General features: G+C 70.2%; 11 protein-coding genes and 1 pseudogene. 5 read left to right on the forward strand and 7 right to left on the reverse strand.

Annotated elements, in window-relative coordinates; genetic code table 11:
* Positions 1-126: 126 nt before the first annotated feature.
* Positions 127-534 (reverse strand): DUF6278 family protein, encoded by a 408-nt coding sequence (locus AB0D34_RS18175; protein WP_362662622.1) that lies wholly within the window; start codon positions 532-534, stop codon positions 127-129.
* A gap of 231 nt (positions 535-765) precedes the next feature.
* Here AB0D34_RS18175 and AB0D34_RS18180 point away from each other — a divergent pair.
* Positions 766-2,311, forward strand: a pseudogene (locus tag AB0D34_RS18180) (GDSL-type esterase/lipase family protein).
* 11 nt (positions 2,312-2,322) lie between these two features.
* Here AB0D34_RS18180 and AB0D34_RS18185 read toward each other — a convergent pair.
* Positions 2,323-3,102: an exodeoxyribonuclease III gene (locus AB0D34_RS18185; protein ID WP_362662624.1), complete on the reverse strand. Its 780-nt coding sequence runs from the start codon at positions 3,100-3,102 to the stop codon at positions 2,323-2,325.
* A 30-nt stretch (positions 3,103-3,132) separates the two neighbouring features.
* The gene (locus AB0D34_RS18190) at positions 3,133-3,768 is read right to left on the reverse strand and encodes an MBL fold metallo-hydrolase (protein WP_362662625.1); all 636 of its coding nucleotides are present in this window, start codon (positions 3,766-3,768) and stop codon (positions 3,133-3,135) included.
* Between the two features lie 683 nt (positions 3,769-4,451).
* Between AB0D34_RS18190 and AB0D34_RS18195 the strand changes: the two genes are divergently transcribed.
* From AB0D34_RS18195 to AB0D34_RS18205, 3 genes are all read left to right on the forward strand, one after another.
* Positions 4,452-4,655: a hypothetical protein gene (locus AB0D34_RS18195; RefSeq protein ID WP_362662627.1), complete on the forward strand. Its 204-nt coding sequence runs from the start codon at positions 4,452-4,454 to the stop codon at positions 4,653-4,655.
* 828 nt (positions 4,656-5,483) lie between these two features.
* Positions 5,484-6,542 (forward strand): UDP-glucose 4-epimerase GalE, encoded by a 1,059-nt coding sequence (gene galE / locus AB0D34_RS18200; protein ID WP_362662629.1) that lies wholly within the window; start codon positions 5,484-5,486, stop codon positions 6,540-6,542.
* Positions 6,543-6,724: 182 nt separating this feature from the next.
* Complete coding sequence (locus tag AB0D34_RS18205) at positions 6,725-9,850, forward strand: bifunctional diguanylate cyclase/phosphodiesterase (RefSeq protein WP_362662630.1); 3,126 nt, start codon at positions 6,725-6,727, stop codon at positions 9,848-9,850.
* Between the two features lie 62 nt (positions 9,851-9,912).
* Here the strand turns inward: AB0D34_RS18205 and AB0D34_RS18210 are convergent, their stop codons facing one another.
* The 3 genes from AB0D34_RS18210 to AB0D34_RS18220 form a co-directional block, all read right to left on the reverse strand.
* A complete protein-coding gene (locus AB0D34_RS18210; RefSeq protein WP_362662632.1) occupies positions 9,913-11,730 on the reverse strand; it encodes a glycoside hydrolase family 15 protein in 1,818 nt (605 codons plus the stop codon).
* Positions 11,731-12,205: 475 nt separating this feature from the next.
* Positions 12,206-13,183, reverse strand: coding sequence for a UDP-glucuronic acid decarboxylase family protein (locus AB0D34_RS18215; RefSeq protein ID WP_362662634.1), 978 nt, complete (start codon positions 13,181-13,183; stop codon positions 12,206-12,208).
* 16 nt (positions 13,184-13,199) lie between these two features.
* Positions 13,200-14,525, reverse strand: coding sequence for a UDP-glucose/GDP-mannose dehydrogenase family protein (locus tag AB0D34_RS18220; protein WP_123763995.1), 1,326 nt, complete (start codon positions 14,523-14,525; stop codon positions 13,200-13,202).
* A 144-nt stretch (positions 14,526-14,669) separates the two neighbouring features.
* Between AB0D34_RS18220 and AB0D34_RS18225 the strand changes: the two genes are divergently transcribed.
* Positions 14,670-15,503 (forward strand): class I SAM-dependent methyltransferase, encoded by an 834-nt coding sequence (locus AB0D34_RS18225; protein WP_362662636.1) that lies wholly within the window; start codon positions 14,670-14,672, stop codon positions 15,501-15,503.
* Here AB0D34_RS18225 and AB0D34_RS18230 read toward each other — a convergent pair.
* A complete protein-coding gene (locus tag AB0D34_RS18230; protein ID WP_362662638.1) occupies positions 15,490-16,719 on the reverse strand; it encodes an ATP-grasp domain-containing protein in 1,230 nt (409 codons plus the stop codon). The genes AB0D34_RS18225 and AB0D34_RS18230 overlap by 14 nt on opposite strands.
* Positions 16,720-16,810 lie beyond the last annotated feature (91 nt).

The raw sequence follows: 16,810 nt of genomic DNA on the forward strand, positions 1-16,810 counted from the left end.
GCCCAGCCCTACTCACTCTCAGCTGTGTCGTGGTTGCCGCAACCTATCGAGGCAAGATCGCGCATAAGGAACGACACGCACTTTCCGGTCATTAGCCGTATTTACACCGCACTTACGGCCATGGATTCACTCCTCGGCGACCTCCGCGTAGAGCTGGGAGAGCTCGGGCACTCCGCTGCCGGCCCACTCGTGACCGGCTGCCACGACATCGAACTCACGGCCGGACTCCAACCGGATCACGGGCTGCCCGTCCGCCCGCAGATCCCAGGCCGCACCGGGAACGGTCCGCACGATGACGGTCCCGAGATACAGCCCGGCGTCGTTGCCGAGCCAGAGCAGGATCTCCTCGTCGTCCCGCCAGCCCGGCACCAGTTGGTCGAGCGCCTCCAACGAGGCCGCCGTGTCGTCCAGTTGGACACCCGAACGGGACGCGTGGGAGCGCAGGAGCTCGCACTCGGAGAGAAGCTCGGCGATGCCCTCGGGGTCACGGGTCCCGGGCTTCTCGCTCCGGCCCCCCAGAAAAGGGATCTTCATACGCCCAGCGTGTCACTCACCCGGCCGTGGGCACCACAGGCGCGCGGGCCGTCGTTTCCGCTCGACTTCGCGCCGACTTCACGCATGGCGCGTTGACCTGCCGCGGATGTCTCCTTAGCTTCGCGATGCGCTTTTTCATCCCCTATGGGCAGAAGGAGACCGTCTGTGCACCGACGTGTCCGGGGTGGCGCGGTGGTTCTCGCTCTGTTCGCGGCCCTTGCGCCAGGGGGCATGGCTGCCGGGGCGGAGCCGGTCTTCCAGGAGAGGCCGGTGCCGCTGCCCCTGGAGCGGCTCTTCGACAGTACCGCCGTCAGCGACGACGCCCGGCCCGGTGAGGCGGACCTCGACGGCTCGGGCGCCTCCCTCTCGGCACAGGACCTCGCCGCCGCCGGCTGGACCCCGGGCCGCACCCTCACCGTGCAGGCGGCCGCGCTGACTTGGCCGGACCGGAGGGCCGGCGCTCCCGACCATGTGCGGGCCGCCGGGCAGGACGTACGCGTGAGCGGCCGCGGGAACGCGCTCGCCTTTCTGGTGACGGGCACGGGCGGAGAACCGGTCACGGGCTCGGGGACCGTGACGTACCGGGGCGGCAGCAGTTCGGGGTACCGGCTGGCCGCCCCCGACTGGCGGCGCGGCCCGCTCGCCACCAAGGCGGTCGCGCTGCCGCATGTGAACACACCCGAGGGTCAATTCACCGAGAAGGCGCGGCTGTACGTCGTGACAGTCCCGCTGGCGCCCGATCGCGAGGTGGCTTCGGTACGGCTGCCGCACGCGCCCGGCATGCACGTGTTCGCGCTGTCCGTGCGGGCCAAGGGAGTCGGCTGGAGCGGGAGTTGGGCAGCCGCGGTCTCCGGCTTCCTGGCCGTGGGGCCGTGGACCGACCGGACGCTGCGGCTCGTGGTGCACACCTCGGCGGGTGGTCCCCGGGTGCGGCTGCGGTTCGACAACACCTTCGCAGCGGTGCCGGTGCGGATCGACAGCGCGAGTGTGGCGGTGCGGGCGGTAGGCGCCACGGCGTGGGAGAGACCCGTGGCGGTGGCCTTCGCGGGGTGCCCGGTGTCGAGATCCCGGCCGGGGCGCAGGCATTCAGCGGTCCGCTCGGCTTCGAGGTGCCCGCGGGCGCCGATCTGCTGGTGAGCTTCCATCTGCCGGGGACGGTGGCGGCGGCGCCGGTCCACCAGCTCGGGGCACAGCGGTCGTATGTGAGCGGGACCGGCGGTGGCCGGACGTGCCGGCCGCACGGCTGCAGGAGCAAGGGGTGGTGCCGGCCTGTGGGGTGCTCAACCAGGGGATCTCCGGGAACCGTGTGGTCTTCGACGGGTATTTCGGTGACGGGGTCTCCACGGTCACCCAGGGGGTGAGCGCCCTCAGCCGGTTCGACCGGGATGTGCTGGCCCAGGCGTCGGTGCGTACGGTCGTGGTGTTCGAGGGGGTCAACGACCTGCGGTCGGGGGCGTCCGCGCGGGAGGTCGTGGCGGGACTGCGGGAGCTCGCGGAGCGGGGGCACGCGCGAGGGCTGCGGATGCTCGCGGCGACGATCCTGCCCTGCGCGGGCGAGGCGCGGTGCACGGCCGCCGTCGACGCCGAGCGGCTCGCGGTCAACTCCTGGATCCGGGACGCCGGGGTGTTGGACGGCGTCCTGGACTTCGACGGCGTGGTGCGCGACCCGGCCCGCCCCGAGCGCATGCGGGCCGGGTACGACAGCGGGGACCATCTGCATCCGGGAGACTCGGGGCTCACCGCGCTCGCGGAGTCGGTGGACCTGACGCTGCTGTGAAGCCCTGGGGTCTAGACGTCCAGGTCCACGACCACCGGTGCGTGGTCGGACGCCCCCTTGCCCTTGCGCTCCTCCCGGTCGACGTACGCGTCGGTGACGGCCTTCGCGAACGGTTCGTTGCCGTACACCAGGTCGATGCGCATGCCGCGGTTCTTGGGGAAGCAGAGCTGGCGGTAGTCCCAGTACGTGAACGGGTGGTCGTACTTGAGGGGGCGCGGGACCACGTCCGACAGGCCCGCCTCGCGCAGGGAGGCGAGGGCTGCGCGCTCGGCCGGGGTGACATGGGTGAGGCCTTCGAAGGCGGCCACGTCGTAGACGTCGTCGTCCGTCGGCGCCACGTTGTAGTCGCCCAGGACCGCGAAGGGGCGACTGCCCGCCGCGTCGCCGGCGACGGAGGCCTTGAGGGCCTCGAACCACTGGAGCTTGTAGGCGTAGTGCGGGTGGTCGACCTCGCGGCCGTTCGGTACGTACACCGACCACACGCGGACCGGGCCGCAGGTCGCGGAGATGGCGCGGGGTTCGGGGGCGCCGTCGTAGCCGGGGTCGCCGGGCAGGCCCTTGACGACGTCCTCCAGGCCCACCCGGGAGATCACCGCCACGCCGTTCCACCGCCCGGTCGCGTGGACCGCCGCCTCGTAGCCCGCCTCGCGCAGCTGGTCGAACGGGAACTGCTCCTCGGCGAGCTTGGCCTCCTGGAGGCACAGCACATCGGTGCCGGTGCTCTCCAGCCAGGCCAGCAGCCTCGGGAGACGGGCGGTGATCGAGTTGACGTTCCAGGTCGCGATGCGCATGCCCGACAACCTACCGGGCGGCACTGACACTCACAGAGCCGTGCTCTCCCCGGGCTTCAGCCGCAGGTGCTCCGTGCCGCCGAGGGTGCCGATCTGGTTGTCGTAGATGGGACGGGCGAGGTCGGTGAGGAGGGCGTCGTGGATGTCGTAGGCGCGCTGGGGCTTGACCTCACGGACGTAGTCGATGACCTCGGAGATCTTGCTCCAGGGGGCCATGACGGGCAGCATCAGCGTCTCGACGGCGTGGTCGGGGACGGTGAGAGCGTCGCCGGGGTGGAAGACGCGACCGGCGTCGATCAGGTAGCCGACGTTGGTGATGCGCGGGATGTCCGGGTGGATGACCGCGTGCAGTTCACCGTGGACCTGGACGTCGAAGCCGGCGGCGGTGAAGGTGTCGCCATGGCCGACGGTGTGTACGCGGCCCGGGAAGGCGGCGGAGATCTTCTCGGCAACCGAGCGCAGTGTCCAGATCCCTGCGGCCGGGTTGGCGCCCAGGGCCGTCCGCAGCCGTTCCTCGCTGAAGTGGTCCGGGTGCTCGTGGGTGACGAGGATCGCGTCGGCGCCGAGGGCGGCATCCTCCTCGCTGAATCCTCCGGGGTCGAGGACGAGGGTCTGCCCGTCCTTCTCCAGGCGGACGCAGGCGTGCGACTTCTTCGTGAGCTTCATGGGATCCATCCTGCCCCTCGTCCCGCGCGGACGGGCACCACCGGCAGGTGCTCTCCCGCCGCCCTTCCTCCAGGGCCCCGACCCCACCGCGCCTCACTACCCGCAATGCACCGCGCGGTTGCGGAGTGCCGCCGTCGAGATCCGCTCGGCTCGGCTATCCGCATAACCCGTCGCACCGGCAAGGAGCCCCGACCATGTGCCCTCGCGAGTTCTTCACCGCCGGACTCCCGGCCGACTTGGACCCGGCCAAGAGGACATCGCAACGGCCGGCCCGAGAGGTCGCTGCTGCCACAGCGCTTGGCGTTTCGGTCTTCGACCTGCTCTGCCGACTCCACGGTTCGTAAGGCCTCTCACGCACACGACCACACGAAATGGGCCCTCACAAGCCGCTGCCTGCAAAGACCACTTCACCCTTTGCACGATGCGTACTCGGCGCGTGGGCGCGCATCGGGTACGCCGACGCCAACCGAGCTGGTGGCACAGCGCGGGGTGCCCGAAGGGGCGGTCGGTCGCAAACTCGTCGACACCGGAGCCGAGAAGTCCTGCGCCGAGGACGTTCCCGCGCGTAGGCGACACGGCCCGGACATACGCCCGGGCCCGCGGGACAACGGCCACCATGGCACTCGCGGCCCGTAACCGCCTGCCGGGTGACCGGACGGTGGGCAGCACCGGGGTGCCACGCGGTGTCCGCTGTCCGCAGGCTCGGTTCGCCCGTGGGGCGGCTGCGGCGGATGGCCGACCGTTTCAGGGCCGTGACCGGCGTGCGCTCCGCTCAGTCGTCCGCGGCGACCGTCGCCGCTGAGACGGCACCTCTGGGCGATGTCTCGCGTACCTCGCTCGGCACGACCGACTCCGCGCCCTCGCCGGTGATGTCCTCCCGCCTATGACCCTTGACGCCCGGGAACAATAGGCGCAGAATCGCATATACGACGTAAACATACAGTGTCTCCCTGCATCGCAGTCAGAAGGGTCGCGCTATGGCGCGCAGTGAGCCGATTTCGGCAGATCCTCCTAGAGCAGAACGCCGACTTGCCCACATCTCGGAGGGCGACATCTTCCGGTCTGGTGATCGCCCTTGGCCGGGCGGCTTCCGTCGTCTGTTTCTGCCCCTGCTCCCGGCGGCTGTAGGCGCAGCACCCTTCCGGCCGGGCAGAACTGATCATCAACGGAACACTACTGATCTGCCCCACCGGGCTGCCCAGTCACTTCTGTCTCACCGCCCTGCGGGTGCGCCAGGTCGATCCCGACCGGCCGGGGTCGGATCCCCCCACAAGGCCGTCCGGCCCGGTCTCATCCAGCCGGGTCACGGGAGCGGGGCCACTCCCCTTTCCAGACCTGGCCACACCGGAGTACCGCTGGTCCCGGAGCCTCATCGTCATGCTGCTGGATCCGCTGGCGCGCCGCCTCGAACGACTGCCCGTCGTCGCGCGCCTGCACTTCGCCCATACTTCGGCGGCGTACTACCCGCTCCTCGGTCTGACCACCGTCAACGGACCATGCTGCCGCCGGTCGCGGTGCTCACCCGTCTGCCGCGGATGAACGTCTATCACTTCGTCCGCTCTGCCGACGGCGCGGCTGTCACTCGCCCCCGGGTTCCTGTCGTCGCTGCCGACATCCGTGCCCGTCACACCTTCTGTCCACCACTCCCCACCGGCCTGGGCCGGTGGGGAGTGGTGGACACGGACTGACGCCGTGCGCACGAAGGAGCCGCGCCCATGAGTGCACCGTCAACGGTTCTGGTCACCGGCGGAGCCGGTTTCATCGGCAGTCACGCCTGCGTCGAACTGCTCGACCACGGCTATGAGTTGATCGTGGTCGACAACTACTCCAACAGCACACCACAGGTCTTCGCCCGCGTGGAACGCATCGCCGGCCGTTTCGTCGGGGCCGTCTACGAACTGGACATCCGTGATCGACATGCCCTCTCGGCCGTTTTCGACCGCCACTCCGTGGACGCCGTCGTGCACTTTGCCGCGCACAAGGCGGTGGGCGAGTCGACACGGAAGCCCATCGAGTACTACGACACCAACGTCGGCGGCACGACCGCCCTGTTGCGGACCATGCATGAGCACGGCGTACACCAGCTCGTGTTCTCCTCCTCCTGCTCGATCTACGGCGACGCCGGACACGGACCGCTCGACGAAGCCACCCCCGCCCGGCCCACCAATCCGTACGCGGCCTCCAAGTGGGCCTGCGAACAGATCCTCGCCGACGTCTGCCGCAGGTGCCCCGAGTACACCGTGCTGTGTCTGCGCTACTTCAACCCGGTCGGCGCCCACCCCAGCGGACTGCTCGGCGAGGACCCCTGCGGCACTCCCGACAACCTGATGCCGTACCTGGCGCAGGTGGCCGTCGGCCTGCGGGAACGGCTCCCCGTGTACGGGGGCGACTACCCCACGCACGACGGAACCGCGATCCGCGACTACATCCACGTCATGGACACCGTCGAGGCGCATCGTGTCGCGCTCGACCACCTCGTCGACGCCCCGGGCATGCATGTCTACAACCTCGGTCTCGGCCGCGGCAGTTCGGTCCTCGATGTTGTCGCCGCGTTCTCCGCGGCGTGCGGCGGACCCATTCCGTACGACGTCGTGCCGCGGCGCCCCGGCGACGTGGCCGAACTCATCGCGGACGCCGGCGCCGTGGCGCGTGCCTGGGATTGGCGCGCGCTACGGGACCTCGACGACATGTGCCGGGACGCCTGGCGCTTCCAGCGGCTCAATCCCCACGGCTACGCAGGGTCTGCCCGGCGGCCCGGGGCGAAGGAGCGCTGACCGACCGGTGCCGAGATGCAGCCGGCGCCTCACGTGCCTACGATCGGTGAAGAAGGCCCAGGTCGACGCGTGGTTCGCGCCCGGCCTCCTCCAAGCAGGGGAGGCTCGTTTTGCGATTGCTGCCGGCCCACCGGCTGATGATTGGCTACGTCACCTCGGCCGCGTGTGCCATCGCTCTCTACATGACCATTCCCAGCTTGCGGACCCCCATGTGGGCGCTCGTAAGCCTGGCAGGCGCCGCGGCCATTCTCACCGGTGTCCACGTCAATCGGCCGACGCACCGATGGCCCTGGCTGGTGCTCGCCGCCGGGCTGCTGGCCTTCGCGGCGGGCGACACCTACTACAACGTGCAGGAGCAGTACTTCCAGGCCTCCGATCCGTTCCCGTCGCCGGGGGACGCGTGCCACCTCGCTGTGTACCCCCTCCTGGCAGTGGGATTGTTCGGCCTCGTCCGGTACCGCCGGGTGGACCGTGACCTGCCCAGCCTCCTGGACGCGTTGATCATCACGGCCGGGCTCGCGCTACCGGTCTGGGTCTACCTGGTGCAACCGCTCACCGTGCTCGAGGGCCTGACCTGGGAGCAGCGCGCGATCCGCATCGCCTACCCGCTGGGCGACGTCCTGGTGCTGGCGATGCTGGTCCGACTGCTCGTCCCCGGCCCCTTCCCGGGCCGCGAACGCTCCCTGCAGTTGCTGGCCCTGGGCACCGTCGCCCTGCTCGGTTTCGACATCGCCCACGGAATCCTGCAGCTCGACGGCTCATCGCAGGCCGGCACCGTGCTGGACTCCGGCTGGATCGTCTTCTACACGGCCTGGGGACTGGCCGGCCTGCACCCCTCCATGAGGGAACTGACCGAGCCGGAACGCCGGCCCCAGTCTCCCCTCCCGCCCTGGCATCGGCTCCCGCTGCTCGCCGCGGCCACGCTGGTCGCGCCCACGATCCTGTTCTTCGAGGAACAGTTGGGCACCGTCAACGACGCGGCGGTGCTGGCCGCCTTCTCCAGCCTGCTGATCGTGCTCGTGATCCTCCGCCTCGCGGACATGATCGTGGCACACCGCAAGTCCGTGGCGCGTGAACTGACCCTGCGCACGGCGACCGCCTCACTCGTCGCGGCAGAAGGAGCGCAGGAGATCGAACAGTCCTGCAACACGGCGGTCACGGCACTGTTCGGGCCGAAGGTGCGGCACGCGAGCATGCTGCTGTCGGCCCAGCAGGCCCTGGGGCTGTACCCCCTCCTGGCCGGGTCGCCCGGCGAACGGCGCAGCACCGGCACGGACGGCAGCCCACAGGGCGAGCCGACCGCCGCCGCACTCTCCGGCACCCTCATCGCCACCGTCGCGGAGCTGGGTCCGGACATCGCCGGCCGGCTCGGCGACCTGCCGACCGCCCTGGTGTGCCCCATGGTCCAGCCCGACCGCCCGACCGGCGGAGAGCTCCCTGGCGTACTGCTGGCCGCGGGACCCGAGCAGCGGCTCACCGAGATACGCGAAACGCTGGAGATCCTGGCCTCGTACGCGGGTCTGGCAGCGGAACGCGCGGCGCTCCGGCGGGAGATCACCCGGAAGGAGAGCGAGGCGTACTTCCGGACTCTGGTGCACAACGCCTCGGACGTCATCCTCATCCTCAACGACGACACAACCGTGCGTTACGCCAGTCCGTCCGCCGCAGCCGTCTTCGGCAACGCCGCACTGACAGGCACGGCACTGCAGGAACTGGTGGACGCGCGGGATCGCGGCCGGGTGCACCGGACGCTGACAATCCTGCGTGGCAACAACCAGGAGGAGGCCCACGACTACTGGTGGGTGCTCAACGACGGCAGCCACATCGAAGTGGAGGTGCGGTGCCGTGACCTGCGGCAGGACAAGACCGTCGGTGGACTGGTGATCACGCTCCGGGACGTGACCGAACAGCGTCAACTGGAGCACGAACTCACCCAGCGGGCCTTCCACGATCCACTGACCGGTCTGCCCAACCGGACGCTCCTGCTGGAGCGGACCGAGCGCGCCCTGCTGCGCGGACGCCGGGAGTCGACTCTCACCTGTCTGCTCTTCATCGACCTGGACGACTTCAAAATCGTCAACGACACACTGGGCCATTCGGTCGGCGACCAGCTGCTCACCACGGTGGGAGAGCGCCTGTCGAGGACGCTGCGCCGCACCGACACCGCGGCGCGTCTGGGTGGTGACGAGTTCGCGGTGCTGATGGAGGGTGCGAGACAGCCCGTCGATGCCGAACTTCTGGCCGCACAGGTGATCCAGAGTCTCAACCGGCCCTTCCGGTTGGCCGACGACTCGGTGAGCGTCTCCGCCAGCGTGGGCGTGGCCACTGCGTGGGACAGCGCGGATCCCGAAGAGCTGCTGGCCCTCGCCGATCTGGCCCTGTACTCGGCCAAGAGCGCGGGTAAGCGCCAGTGGCGCCGCTTCCAGCCGGATCTGCGTGACAACATGGCGGAGCGCCACGACCTGCGGGCACGACTGGACCGGGCGATCGCCGACGAGGAATTCAACCTGCTCTACCAGCCGGTGGTGGACATCACCTTGGGCGAGGTCGTCGGCTTCGAGGCACTGGCCCGCTGGCCGCACACCCGACGTGGGACGATCCCACCGCTCCAGTTCATCGCGCTAGCCGAGGAGACCGGGCAGATCACGCCGTTGGGAGCCTGGGTACTACGGAACGCCGCGGCCGACATCGCCCGACTGCAAAATCGGACCCCACGGCCCGTACCGCGACCGTACGTCAGCGTCAACGTGTCCGCCCGCCAATGGCGGGACACCGGCTTCCTGAACGAGGTGCGCAGGTCCCTCGACAGCGCCGGCCTCACCCCGGACTCACTGCAGCTGGAGCTGACCGAGTCGGTGCTCATGCGGCGGGACGACCACATCGACGCACTCCTTGGGACGCTGAAGGACCTCGGGGTTCGCATCGCGGTCGACGACTTCGGCACAGGGTTCTCCTCGCTGCGCTATCTGCGGGATTTCCCCATCGACGTGCTCAAGATCGACAAGACGTTCATCGACGACATCCCGGAGGACCCCAAGCAGGTGGCACTCGTCGAGGGAATCGTCCACCTGGCCGACACGCTCGGCCTGCAGGTGATCGCCGAGGGCATCGAGGAAGAGGCACAGCGCGAGCTGCTCGCCTCCATCGGCTGTCGGTTCGGGCAGGGATACCTGTTCGCCCCGCCGATGAGCCTGGAGGAGAGTGAGGTCGTCCTGCACCGGTCCGACCACACCCCTCCGTCCGGCGCGACGGCACCACGGTGGCCTGCGGACTCGTCGGAGTTCGGCCGCGGGCGGCGCCGTGCGTGATCCCGGTGGTGGGTTCACGCCACTGGGCGACGGGCCTGCGGTGACCCTGATCAGCCCCGACCCTACGCTTCCCGGTTACGGGGACTGCGGGATGGTACTGCTGACAGGGCGAACGCCGTCTCCGCCAGGGCGATGTGGCTGAACGCCTTCGGTGCATTGCCCATCTGGCGTCCGGCGTCCGGGTCCCACTGCTCCGAGAGCAGTCCGACGTCGTTGCGGACGGCGAGCACCCGCTCGAAGGCCTCGCGGGCCTGTTCGGCGTGCCCGGTCGCGGCGAGGGCGTCGGCGTACCACAGGGTGCACGCCACGAACGCGCCCTCGCGGCCGTGCATACCGTCCACCCCGTGCAGGCCGTCACCGCCCGGCGCGTACCGCCGTAGGAACCCCCCGTGGTCCAGCCGCTGCGTCTCGCGGACGGTGCACAGCACCCTCGGGTCCCCGGCGGGCAGGAAGCCGAGCCGGGGCATCAGCAGGGCCGAGGCGTCCAGGTCGGCGGAACCATAGGACTGCACGAAGGACCGCTGCTCCGCGTCCCAGCCCTGACGGAGGACCTGCCGGTGCACCTCGTCCCGCATGGCCCGCCACTCGGCCGAAGAACCGTTGCGGCCCAGCAGCTCCCCCATGCGCAGGGCACGATCGGCGGCCACCCACACCATGACCTTGGAGTGGACGAACTGCCGCCGCGGCCCCCGAACCTGCCACAAGCCCTGGTCGGGTTCCCGCCAGTGCCGCTGCAGGAAGCCCATCATCTCTCCGACCAGGTCCCACACATGGGCGGGCATGGGGATGCTCGCCCGCAGGGACAAGTACAGCGCGTCCAGGACCTCGCCGTACACGTCCAGCTGGAACTGGCCGACGGCGGAGTTCCCGAACCTTACCGGCTGCGAACCCTCGTAGCCGGGCAGCCAGGGCGCCTCGGTCTCCGGCAGCAGCCGCTGTCCGCCGAGGCCGTACACGGTCTGCAGGTCGGCCGGGTCACCGGCAATGGCCCGCACCAGCCAGTCCAGCCAGGCCGCCGCCTCGTCCCGGTAGCCGCTGCGCAGCAGGCAGGACAGGGTGAGTGCGGAGTCGCGCAGCCAGCAGTACCGGTAGTCCCAGTTGCGTTCGCCGCCGATGCACCCGGGCAGCGACGTGGTCGGCGCGGCGACGATGCCGCCGGTGGGCGCGAAGGTGAGTGCCTTCAGGGTGATCAGCGAGCGCACCACGGCGTCCCGCCACGGCCCCTGGTAGCGGCACTGGCCCGCCCAACGTCGCCAGAAGTCGTTGGTCTCCTTGAGCATCGACTCCGCCGGGGCGGACACCGATGCGGGCGGCGCAGGGTGGTGCGAGGGCGACCACACCAGGGTGAGGGCGAGCCGCTGGCCGGGCAGGACGGTGAAGTCGAGGACCGTGGAGCCGTCTTTGCCGAGGGCGCGCACGGGGCCGTCCGCGCCCAGCCACACGGAGTCCGGCCCGGCGACCGCGACGGTGGAGTCGTCGGTGACCCTGACCCAGGGCACCACGCGGCCCTGGTGGAAGCGCAGACGCAGTTCGCTGCGTACCGGCACGGCGCCCGAAAGGCCCTCGATCACGCGGACGATGCACGGCAGTTGGGCGCGGGGCGGCATGAAGTCGGTGACCCGGACCGCTCCCTCCGCGGTCTCCCACCAGGTGTCCAGGATCAGCGTGTCGGGCCGGTAGGCGCGGCGGTTACAGGTAGCGGGTGCCGCAACCGGAGCGACCCGCCAGAAGCCGTTGTCCTCGGTGCCCAGCAGCGCGGCCAGACAGGCGGGCGAGTCGAAACGGGGCAGACACAGCCAGTCGATCGAACCGCTCCTGCCGACCATGGCGGCGGTTTCGAGGTCGCTGAGGAGGGCGTAGTCCTCGATGGGCGCGCTCATGATCGGTGTCTCCGTACCCGCAGCTGGGTGGCGGGGCGCGCGCGGGTCGGGCCCTCGGCAGCTCGGCCCGCCGCACCCGCGGCTCCCCCCAGGAGCGGTGCGCGGGGTACCGGCGGGTGGTCTCCGTGGGCCCCTTGGCCACGACGCACCCGTAGCGACCATGGTCGAGCCGCCGCGGGAGAGCGTAGGTGATCTTCAGCCCGCCGCGCCGGGACGACCGTACGGCCTCGGACAGGACAGGGGTGAAGAGGCAGACCCCGACCGACGCCAGGTCGCGCGTCGGGTGCCGCGAGTTCACCTCCGGGCCCACCACCCGGCCCGCCCGGTCCGACGATGCCGAAGGCGGTCGGCTCGGGCCCCTCGGTCATCAGGATGCGGGCGTCGGGCCGTTCGCGGTGGAAGTCGTGGACGACACCGGGAATGTCGCCGACGATGCGGAGCCGGGTTCCAGCTCCGCCGCACGGGACGAGCGCGTTCATGATGACCGTCCCACCGAGGAGTGCTCCTGGGGGCGTACGGATGTGTCCGAGTGGGCCGCGAACCAGGCGACAGTGCGGCGCAGCCCCGCTTCCAGCGGCACCGTCGGCTGCCAGCCGAGCCCCTCGCGAGCACGCGTGATGTCGGGGCGCCGACGGACCGGGTCGTCGACGGGAAGGGGCAGGAAGCGCAGTCCGCCGTCCGAGCCGGTGATCAGCAGCACCATCGCGGCGAGCTCACGCATGGTCCGCTCGCTGGGGTTGCCCAGGTTGAACGGACCCGCCCCATGGGTGTCGACCATGGCCAGCAGGCCGCGGATCAGGTCGTCCACGTAGCAGAAGCTGCGGGTCTGGCCGCCGTCCCCGAAGATGGTCAGCGCCTCCCCGTCCAGCGCCTGCCGGATGAAGGTGGAGACCACCCGGCCGTCGTGCGGCCGCATGCGCGGTCCGTATGTGTTGAAGATCCGCACGATGCCGGCGTCGGCGCCCTCGCTGCGACGGTACGCCATGGTGAGGGCCTCGGCGAAGCGCTTGGCCTCGTCGTAGACGCTGCGCGGTCCGACGGGGTTGACGTGCCCCCAGTAGTCCTCGTTCTGCGGGTGCACCTCGGGGTCGCCGTAGACCTCACTGGTGGAGGCCAGGACGAAGCGGGCCTGGTGCCGGAGAGCCAGCCTCAACAGGTTCTCCGTGCCCCGGCTGCCGGCGGCCAGCGTCTGCAGCGGGCGCCGGGAGTAGTCGAACGGTGAGGCGGCGCTCGCGAGGTGGACGACGGCGTCCACCTTCCCGGTGACTCTGATCCGCCCCGTGACGTCGCACGGGACGCACTCGAATCCGGACTCGCGCAGGAGGTGGCCGACGTTCGCGGCGCGACCCGAGGAGAAGTCGTCCAGGCAGCAGACACGGTCGCCCCGGTCCAGCAGGGCTTCGCACAGATGCGATCCAAGGAAGCCGCTTCCACCGGCAATCACCACACGCATGGGATCCTCCTGCCGATCAGCCGAGCCGCGGACGGCCCGGGGCACACAGCCGCCAGCCCGCCGAGTGCCAGGCCTGGGCGTCAAGGGTGTTGCGGGCGTCGACCATGGCCGGGTTGCGCACCACAGTGGCGAGGGCCGCTGGGTCGAGTTCCTGGTACTGGGGCCATTCGGTGAGGTGCAGTACGACGTCGGCCCGCTCGCACGCCTTGGCGACGTCCAGGGCGTACTGCAGTGCCGGGTATGCGGCCCGGGCGTTGTCGACGGCTTCGGGATCGTGCACGCGGACCCGGGCCCCGCGGCGGCGGAGCTCCTCCGCCACCGCGAGCGCCGGCGAGTCCCGCACGTCGTCGCTGCCGGGCTTGAAGGCGGCCCCCAGGACCGCGACGCCGCGGTCCGCGAAGGTCCCGCCGACGAGCCGCTGCGCGAGGTCGACGATGCGCCTGCGCTGCCGTGTGTTGATCTCGTCGACCTCGTGGAGGAACGCCACCGAATCGCCCCGGCCGATTTCCTTGGCCCGCGCGGCGAAGGCCCGGATGTCCTTGGGCAGGCAGCTGCCGCCGAAGCCGAGACCGGGGGCCAGGAAACGGGGCCCGATACGGGAGTCGGCGCCCATCGCCTCGGCCAGGGTGAGCACGTCCGCGCCCGTGGCGTCGCAGATCTCGGCCATGGCGTTGATGAAGGAGATCTTGGTGGCCAGAAAGGAGTTCGAGGCCACCTTGACGAGTTCGGCGGTGGCGGTGTCGGTGGCTATGAACGGCGTACCGGCGGCCAGGAGGGATGCGTAGACCGCGCGCAGCCGCGCCTCGGCGCGCGCCGAGCGGACGCCCGCCACGATGCGCTCCGGCCGGAGGGTGTCCTGGACCGCGCATCCCTCGCGCAGGAACTCCGGGTTCCAGGCGACGTCGGCGTCGGCACCGGCCGCGCGCAGCCGTGCGGCCAGCCGGTCCGCCGTACCGACCGGCACGGTCGACTTGCCGACCACCAGGGCTCCGTTGTGGCCGGCCCGGCGCAGCCCCGGTGCCAGCGCGTCCACCACGCCCTCGACATGGCGCAGGTCGGCGGCGCCCGAGTCGGACTGCTGCGGGGTGCCGACGCAGACGAAGTGGGTGTCGGCGAACCGGGCGGCCTCGGCCGGCGAGGTGGTGAAGCGCAACCGTCCTGTCGTCACCGCCCGTTGGAGCATCCGGGACAGACCGGGCTCGTAGAACGGGGGGTGTCCGGCGGCGAGCGCGGCGATCCGCTCCTCGTCGACGTCGAGGCCCAGGACCTCGTGCCCGATCTCCGCCATGCAGGCGGCGTGGACTGCTCCGACGTATCCGGTGCCGATGACTGTCAGGCGCATGTCGCTCTCCATGGGCGGTGTGTGCGGCTGGGATGAAAGGTGTATATTTACGATGTATACGTACATAGTTACCCAGAAGGGGGGTCAGGTCAACCCATCGCCCGAAGAGGTCCCGAAGGCAGACGGAAACGAAAGCCGGCAATCATGGAAAAGATCTTCCGAAGTGAGACGGTCAGCCGCCTTCGCCATCTGGCGGGGTCATTCGTCACGGATCCACTGGAGGCGGCCCGTCTCGTCCCGGAGGGGCTGGCCAGTTACTTCGAGCACGCCGTCGACTACGACGTCGACAAGCTCTGGGAGGCCCGGCTCCATCAGTGGCTCGACGCTCCGTGGCCCTGCCCCGAGCGGCGCATCGGCCAGGAGCTGTGGGACACCGTGGCCGAGGAACTCCACGACTGCGGATTCGCGTTCGGACGCCACACCTACGGCCAGTACAGCGACGCTGACGCGGCTCTGGGACGGGCTCTGTGGTGCACGGTGCTCCATACGCGTCCCACAGTGGCAGTCGAGACGGGCGTCGCCCGGGGCATCACCAGCCGAATCGTGCTGGAGGCCTTGGAACGCAACGGCGAGGGGCACTTGTGGAGCGTGGACCTTCCGCACCCCTTCGAACGCGATCTCAGGGCGCAGACGGGAATCGCGGTGCCCGCCCACCGCCGGTCGAGATGGTCGTACATCGAGGGGTCCAGCAGACGGCGGCTTCCAGGGCTCCTGCGGGAGCTCGGCCGGGTTGACATGTTCGTCCACGACAGTTTGCACACCGCCAGGAACACGCGGTTCGAGATGAAGTGCGTCGGTCAGGTACTGCACCCCGGCGGCATGATGTTCGTCGACGACATCAGCACGCACCAAGGATTCGCCGACTGGACACGCAGTGCTCCGCAGGCCCGCGCACTGATCTGTCCGTCCGCCGACGGAGAAGGCCTGTTCGGCATCGTGCGCATGCAGCCCACCGGACACCCGGTCAAGGCGACTTGAGCCGACCGGGACGCGCCGACCGCATCAGGCGGCGCGCCACCAGACCGGTGAAGCGGATCGCCTCGACCACGGCCGGAAGGGGATCGTCCCGGCAGAGCCAGGCCCGTTCCGTGGGCCGCCCGTGCAGGATGTCCGACGGCAGTCGGCGCTCCTCGCGCAGCCACGCCGCCACCGAGGGGAAGTCCAACTGGCCGGCGACGAAGGCCCGCCCCTCGACCTGAGGGCCATCAGGTACTGCTCGGCCGGTCAGGTCCAGATGCATGGCGCGGACGACATCGACTCCGTTGCTGTTCTCGAAAAGGCGGAACTGGGCGCCCGTACGCGGGTTGAAGTCCACGAGCTTGTACTGCCCGTCCCGACGGTCGTAACGCCAGTCGAGGTCCGCCACTCCGCTGTAGCCGATGCAGCGGCACAGCCGCTCCGCCAGCTCGGCCAGTTCGGGGTTGCGCAGCGCCACTGCCCGGGTGGTCACTCCTGCGTACGGTGGCCAGGAGCGCAGTTTCAAGCCGGTGAACAGGACGCGCGGCACACCGCCCGGACCACAGTAGAGGTGGGTGATCCAGTCCTCCGCCTGCTGCCTCGGAATGTACTCCTGCACGAGGACCGGCGGCGCGCCGTTCGGGAATCGGTCGAGCAGTTCGCGTTCGTCGCGCACCATCGCGGTGCTGCCGCGTACGGCCGGGGTACGCAGTCGGCTGAACGGCTCCAGGTTCTTGAGCACCAGCGGATAGCCGAACTCGCGGCCCGCGTCGACCAGTTCGTCGCGGTTGCGCGGCGCCCGTGACCGCGGCGAGGGCACGCCGACCTCGGCGCAGATCCGGTGCAGGCTCGCCTTGCAGGCCAGCAGCCGCGGCAGGTGAGCCGGCACGGGCGGGAGCAGGAAGAACTCCTTCAGCCGGTCGGCGTACTCCGCCAGCAGGATCGCCGCCTCGTCGTCGGTCGGCACCGCCACGCTCCGGCCACCGATCTCCCGGCCGATGGACAGCAGACCCTCCACGAGCCGCTCCGGTTCCTCCGTGCCGGTCGTCGGCCACACGATCCTGCGCGTCAGATGGCGCGAGAGCGCAACAGGGGTGAAGCGGTCCTCGACCACGGCGTGGACCGGCACACCCAGCCGGCCGAGCGTGCGCACGACGCCCACGCTGCCGTGATGCTGCGGGTAGTTGCCGATCCTGGCGAGGAGTACCGGCACCGCGTTGTCCAGCAAGGCGACCACTCACTCCTCTCTGAGAAGGGATCTCCCGGCAGGAAGAAATGCGGGCTCCACTCTAGAATCGGCGTAAAGCTAACATATCGCCCATATCCCT

The sequence above is a fragment of the Streptomyces sp. NPDC048420 genome (genome assembly GCF_040651535.1).
Classification (GTDB): Bacteria; Actinomycetota; Actinomycetes; order Streptomycetales; family Streptomycetaceae; genus Streptomyces.